Here is a 5,665-nt window from a genome sequence, read left to right as displayed (position 1 = left end):
TGATGGCCGGAGGATTAGCTTTAAGGTTCAACCCTTCATTGGCCTCCCCCATCACTGTAACCAGTTCGGCCTGTACAACTTTGATCAGTTGCTGGCCGGGTGAAAGACTAGTCTGAACATCCTTCCCTAAAGCCTGTTGTTTAACCCGCTCAATAAAATCAGTCACTACAGGCAAAGCGACATCCGCCTCCAGCAACGCCATGCGTACTTCACGCATGGTTTCTTGTATATTGGTTTCAGTCAGCCTGCCCTGGCCCTTAATATTTTTTAAGGTTTTACCTAAACGATCACTTAAATTATCAAACATTTTTTTACTTTATAATCATAAAATATTGCTAATACCAGTCAGCTGGCCGGATTTCATTTGACCCGCAAAATAAGGTTGAATGACATCAATACAGTTTATTATAACCAGCCGGCAAACATCTTTTTCTTGAATAATCTGATTGTTCATAGGCCTATAATAAAGGTTTTTATGAATTACATGCCATCTTCTGCAAAATCAGATCATTAACTATTTATCATTACTATTTTAACCCTGTCCGGCACAAATATTGAAGAAAAACCTAAAAACCAGGGTGTAACTGCTCTTTTAGGAGCCTGAGTAAGATTGCCCATTAATTCAGATTGCCACCAATTTCGTCACCTTCTGGGGATAGTTCAGGATCTGAGGTTCCTCCAATTGTCCCTTAAATTTTTTTCAGAATTTGCTATACATTTTCTTAAAACAAATAAAGCAAGTGCAACTACGGAAAAGCCCTCTCCATTTGAGAGAGTAGAGGAGCCGGTCGCCCTGACTCCCCCTCGTTAGAACCCAGCATGCCCTATTTAGGCACTAGGCTCAAGATAAAATCATTCATGCCGTTATTGATCCGTAAAGTGAGTGATAAATTTTCACTCTAGGTAATGGAAACAACCGTAAGAAACGGCCAAACTGATTCCAATTGAAAGACTTTCGCTGACTGCGCCTATTGAGCCATTTAAACAGAATTCTCGTTGCCTGATAGAGGAATTTTCCCATGTGCCTTGCATTAAAAGTCACACCATAATAGCGAATGTGCCCAGAAAGTTTGGCACAGAATATCTTCCAGATTTCGGAAAGCCGAATTCTATTCCTAATCTGGCGAGCCCATTGATTTACCTTTTTCAGTTTTGAACGCAAACGTTTGCCGCTTGTCTTTACCTTGGGAATTACATTGCCCTTACGGGAACGACCAAGGTAAATGGTAAATCCAAGAAAGTCGAATGCACCTTGCTTATGTCCTTTTCGCCTCTTTATCTTTGAAAACGAGACCAATTTAGTCTTGTCTTCATTCAGTTTGAGTTTGAATTTAGCCAGGCGTTTTATCAATGCCACTTTGATGCGTTCCGCGTCCTTCTGATACCGACAACATATAACCGCATCATCCGCATAACGAAACAATTCAACCCGTCCTCGACAGTGTTTCTTGACAACGCTTTGGAACCACGTATCGAGTACATAATGTGCTTAAATGTTTGCAAGTACAGGGCTACAGATACTGCCTTATGCATAGTAACTCGTTATGCAAAGTAAATGGATTTGAGACGCATTTTTAGCGAGCAAGACCCGAATTTACTTTGCATAATACGGCGAAGTCAAGCGCTACAGACTGGTCAACCAAGAGAGTAGAGGCTCATCTTTTTGCCAATGCGGTAAATTTTCGGTAACTATCTCTGGATATGCCTTTTCTAGTGCTTTTCGTTTCATTTCGGTATCGGCACGCGCATAGATTTCTGTTGTTGCAATATCAACGTGTCCTAAAAGGTCGCGGATATAGACCAGGTTAACACCGGCTTGAAGTAGGAGCATTGCTTTTGTGTGCCTGATAACATGCGGGGTTACTCTACTTGGAATTATCGGTGACTTAGCTCTGGCTTGAGACACATACTTATCCAAGATAAAGGAAATACCCGCTCGTGTCATTTTTCTGTGCTGACGATTAAAAAATAGTGGATGCTCCTGTATGCCATCTTGAATCGAGAATGCTTCATCCATGTATTGTTTGAGTAGAGCTGCCGTATTTGACATCACCGGAACCTGCCTCTTTTTACGACCCTTGCCAGTAAGAGTCAAGATAGGTGGAGGATCCAATCGAACATCCCCAACTCTCAGATCCGCTAACTCCTGTACGCGAGCACCGGTATCGTATAATACGCAAAGCAGCGTTACGTCCCGACGACCATTGGCTTTCGACGGATCAGGCTGAGCGAGAATAAGCTTTAATGCATTGGGCGCAAGATGATTTATTGTTGGCGGTTGTGTTTTCTTTATCGGTATCGATAAGATTTTTTGGTACGACAACAACCCGACCGGATCTTCGAGTTGCATATATCGGTAAAACCCATGAATACAAGCTAATCGCTGGTTTCTTGTTGAAACACTATTGAGTCTGGCTTTCTCAAGCCACTCTAGAAAACCAAGAACAAGTGATTTGTCGATGCGGCTCAAAGTTAGTCGTTCAATGGATAGATTGCAGTCTTGTTTACAGAAGAGCAGAAACAGCTTGAATGTATCCCGATATGATTTGATCGTGTTTGAGCTAACGTTGCGTTGCCCAGGGAGATAAACGGCTAGATAATGAGACAGTGCTTTTGCAAAATCAGTCGGTTTCATGATCATCTCCTGCAATTAAGGGGATAACATCGCCAAAAGCATGTTCCACTTTTAACGTTATATCTGGATACAATTCAGCAGTAAGCCTTAGATAATGGGCGGTATCGCTAAACGAACCATGACCCAGGTATGTTTTTAGAATCGGCAAGTAGGCCGCTAAATCCTTTCCTTGAAGCACCCATTGCCTCAGACAGTGGACAGCGAATGTATGACGTATGTCGTGCAGCCGTGGCCCTTTTCCCCATCCGCCATGTGATATTCGGGCTTGCCAAAGAAATCGCCTGAAATTCTTGTACACATTGCCTTTAGTTACTGAGTACCCATTAGGAGCAGGAAAGAAGTAATCATTTTTGTCCGAAAACAAATGCACTTGTTTCACGTAGCCACAACAGCGATTGATATTTTCCGAAGACATGGGAACCAATCTGTCCTTGTTGAATTTTCCATCAATGACGGTGAGTACACCTGTACGCAAATCAACATCTTGGAACCTAAGATTAAGTGCCTCTGAGATTCGCAACCCACAGCCATACAATAGACGAAACAACAATGGCATGATTCGATGCCTTAACGGGACTTCAGCACAATAATGGCAAGCATCCGTTTGTTTAAATAACGCTGCGATTTCCATGCTACTAAAAATGTAAGGCGTATATCTAGGCCCCTTTGGAATGGTATTTTTAGGCAGCACATACGCTTGGATGCCAAGTCGTGTCATATATAGGGCTAGTTGCCTAACCACACAGGCTCTATTTCGCAAGGTTGCCTGTGATTCATTGGGGTTCTTCTGGATCCAACTGTGGATAAGCTCTTTAGTGATGACGGCTTCGACGCAGCCATATTTAAGACAAAACTGATCAAATTGGAAGAGCATCCGTGCACTGCCGGCGTATGTATATCCAAGTGACCGTTTCTCACGAATCATTCCCTTGATGAATGCTTGCAATGGACTGTTATAGCTGAATTCGCTCATGATGCTAACACGCTTTCAGGGTTCAAAGCACATTCGCGCAACTTGCTTACATCTACTTTGAGGTAAACAGCGGTAGAGTCTGAACTAATATGCCCCAAAATATCCGAAATGACTGGTAAAGGCGTATTCTCAGCAAGCAATCTGCTGGCCAATGTGTGACGCAAAGAATGCATCCCTTTCTTCTTTTGAGGTGATATCGGGATTTTAGCAAGCTTCATGTATTTAACGACAATTTGATGTAACCTGTCTTCGTCTGAAAAAGGCTCTAACGGTGCAAGGTGTCGTAAAAATACGTAAGGCGACTCGACTTTCGGACGCCCATTTTTCAGATAGTCAATAATGGCCCAGCCAATATCTGGTAGCAAGGGAAGATTGAGAGTGACAGCCGTTTTGGACTGTATTAGCTCGATGCTGTTATTTTGCCATTTCAGATTGTTTAACTTCAGGTGTTTGATGTCGATGGTACGAAGACCTAATCGCGTGACTAAGAGGATAATTGCATAGTCTCTTTTACCAGCGGGATTGCCTCTGTCAATTGCATCGAGAAGCTTGACAACGTTTTCCTGTGTCCACACTGAAGGAATTCGGTTTTGTTTCCTGGCCTTAATAGCCGGTATTGCTTTGGCTAGTTCCTCTGGATGCAAGCTATTTTCGTTTAAATAGCGCAAAAAAGATCGTAACCCACAAAGTTGCAATTCTACCGTTTTATAGCTGTAGCCTAACAACGTGCTGATATAGTCGGATATATGTTTGGCGACAATATCTGTAGATTGCCTAATGCCTTGCGATTCCAGAAAACTCAGAAATTTTTCGGAAATTTTACGATAGTGATTTTGCGTCACTCTGGAGTATTCTTTTTGTTGGCAATGGTTCTGGTAGCTTTGCCACAATTTTTTAAGCTCGTTGGTTTGCAGCAGATCTTTTTGTTTGTAATACCTGCGCAAAATGCTACCGTGCAGTTGAAAATCACCCAGCATTCTGACCACTCGGAAAACGTTAATCAACGATTGCGTCAGTTTTCCAGCTTTCTCTAACTCAAAATAGTTAAATTGTTCATCAAGAAAGCGCATTCCAGCTTCTTCAGTAAAATGATCTATACCCTCTTGTTCGAAAAACGTGGCAATGCGCCTCCACATCCTGTGATATTGCATGACCGATGCTTCGGTATAATGCAGGCGGTATAGTTCTTTTTCTAATCGTTTGGTTAACTCTTCAAAAGGTAGGCTAGTCATCAGGTATTCCTCTAAAAAGTAGTGAGACAATTTTTATTCTCACTTGGATTTTCAGAGTTTTATGTAAAGTGAATCACCCCTGATGTCTACTAATCTTGGCCTTTCTCTAGGATTACTTTGCATAACGAGTTACTATGCATAAGGCGGGTTATGTAAAGCTTTACATAACCCACCTTGTGGAACACCCTCATCATTGACCGTTAACTCTTGGTCCGATAGTATCCCCACCTTAAACATACGGTTGATGTATCGAATAAAGCGCTGGTCTTTGATTTTCCTGCGCAACAGTTCTGCAAGCATTTTGTGATCAATCGTGCCAAAGAAGTTGGCAAGATCCATATCTATGACCGTTTGAACTTCATTGTGAAGAAGATGGTGCCCCAATGCCTGAATGGCATCATGGCAACTTTTATTGGCTCTGAAACCAAAGGAACAGTCCAGAAAAAGTGGCTCGTAGATGCTTTCCAGTATTTTCTGGGTCATCTTCTGTATCAGCTTGTCCTCGAAGTTGCTAATCCCCAGTGGTCGCGTCGCACCAGACTTTCCTTCCTTGGGAATTAAAACCAGTCGCACAGGCTTTGGCCGATATGACATGGTTTTCATGCGCTGGACCACCGCAGTTAGATTTTCTTCGAGGTTTATCTCATAGGCATCTTTACTTATGCCATCATTCCCAAGTGCCTTCTTTCCATCCAGCTCTTGAAAACAATCTCTCAGTGAGTCCACATTATAGTGGTGCATCAAGCAGTTAAACTGCTTGTTGAAATCACGTTGAGATAACTGCGCTATCCTCGTCAATTTTGTTGTCGTTGTATGTTGAAATTC

The 5,665-nt window shown here is 42.4% G+C and carries 5 protein-coding genes and 1 pseudogene; all 6 read right to left on the bottom strand.

What is annotated here, in order from left to right:
• Positions 1 to 307: signal recognition particle receptor subunit alpha (locus ABFQ95_07305; GenBank protein MEN8237327.1), on the bottom strand; the 307-nt coding region annotated here is incomplete at its 3' end.
• A 549-nt stretch (positions 308 to 856) separates the two neighbouring features.
• Positions 857 to 1,468 (bottom strand): annotated as a pseudogene (locus ABFQ95_07300) (reverse transcriptase domain-containing protein).
• A 156-nt stretch (positions 1,469 to 1,624) separates the two neighbouring features.
• Positions 1,625 to 2,635: a site-specific integrase gene (locus ABFQ95_07295; protein MEN8237326.1), complete on the bottom strand. Its 1,011-nt coding sequence runs from the start codon at positions 2,633 to 2,635 to the stop codon at positions 1,625 to 1,627.
• Positions 2,622 to 3,608, bottom strand: coding sequence for a tyrosine-type recombinase/integrase (locus tag ABFQ95_07290; protein MEN8237325.1), 987 nt, complete (start codon positions 3,606 to 3,608; stop codon positions 2,622 to 2,624). The genes ABFQ95_07295 and ABFQ95_07290 overlap by 14 nt, the downstream gene beginning before the upstream one ends.
• A complete protein-coding gene (locus ABFQ95_07285) occupies positions 3,605 to 4,840 on the bottom strand; it encodes a site-specific integrase (GenBank protein MEN8237324.1) in 1,236 nt (411 codons plus the stop codon). The genes ABFQ95_07290 and ABFQ95_07285 overlap by 4 nt, the downstream gene beginning before the upstream one ends.
• Before the next feature lie 132 nt (positions 4,841 to 4,972).
• Positions 4,973 to 5,665, bottom strand: a 693-nt coding sequence (locus ABFQ95_07280; protein ID MEN8237323.1) for a reverse transcriptase domain-containing protein, incomplete at its 5' end; no start/stop codon positions are given.

Source organism: Pseudomonadota bacterium, assembly GCA_039714795.1.
Classification (GTDB): Bacteria; Pseudomonadota; Alphaproteobacteria; order JAGOMX01; family JAGOMX01; genus JBDLIP01.
The sequence above is the reverse complement of the archived record's forward strand: the minus strand, read 5'-3'. Positions and strand labels throughout refer to the sequence as shown.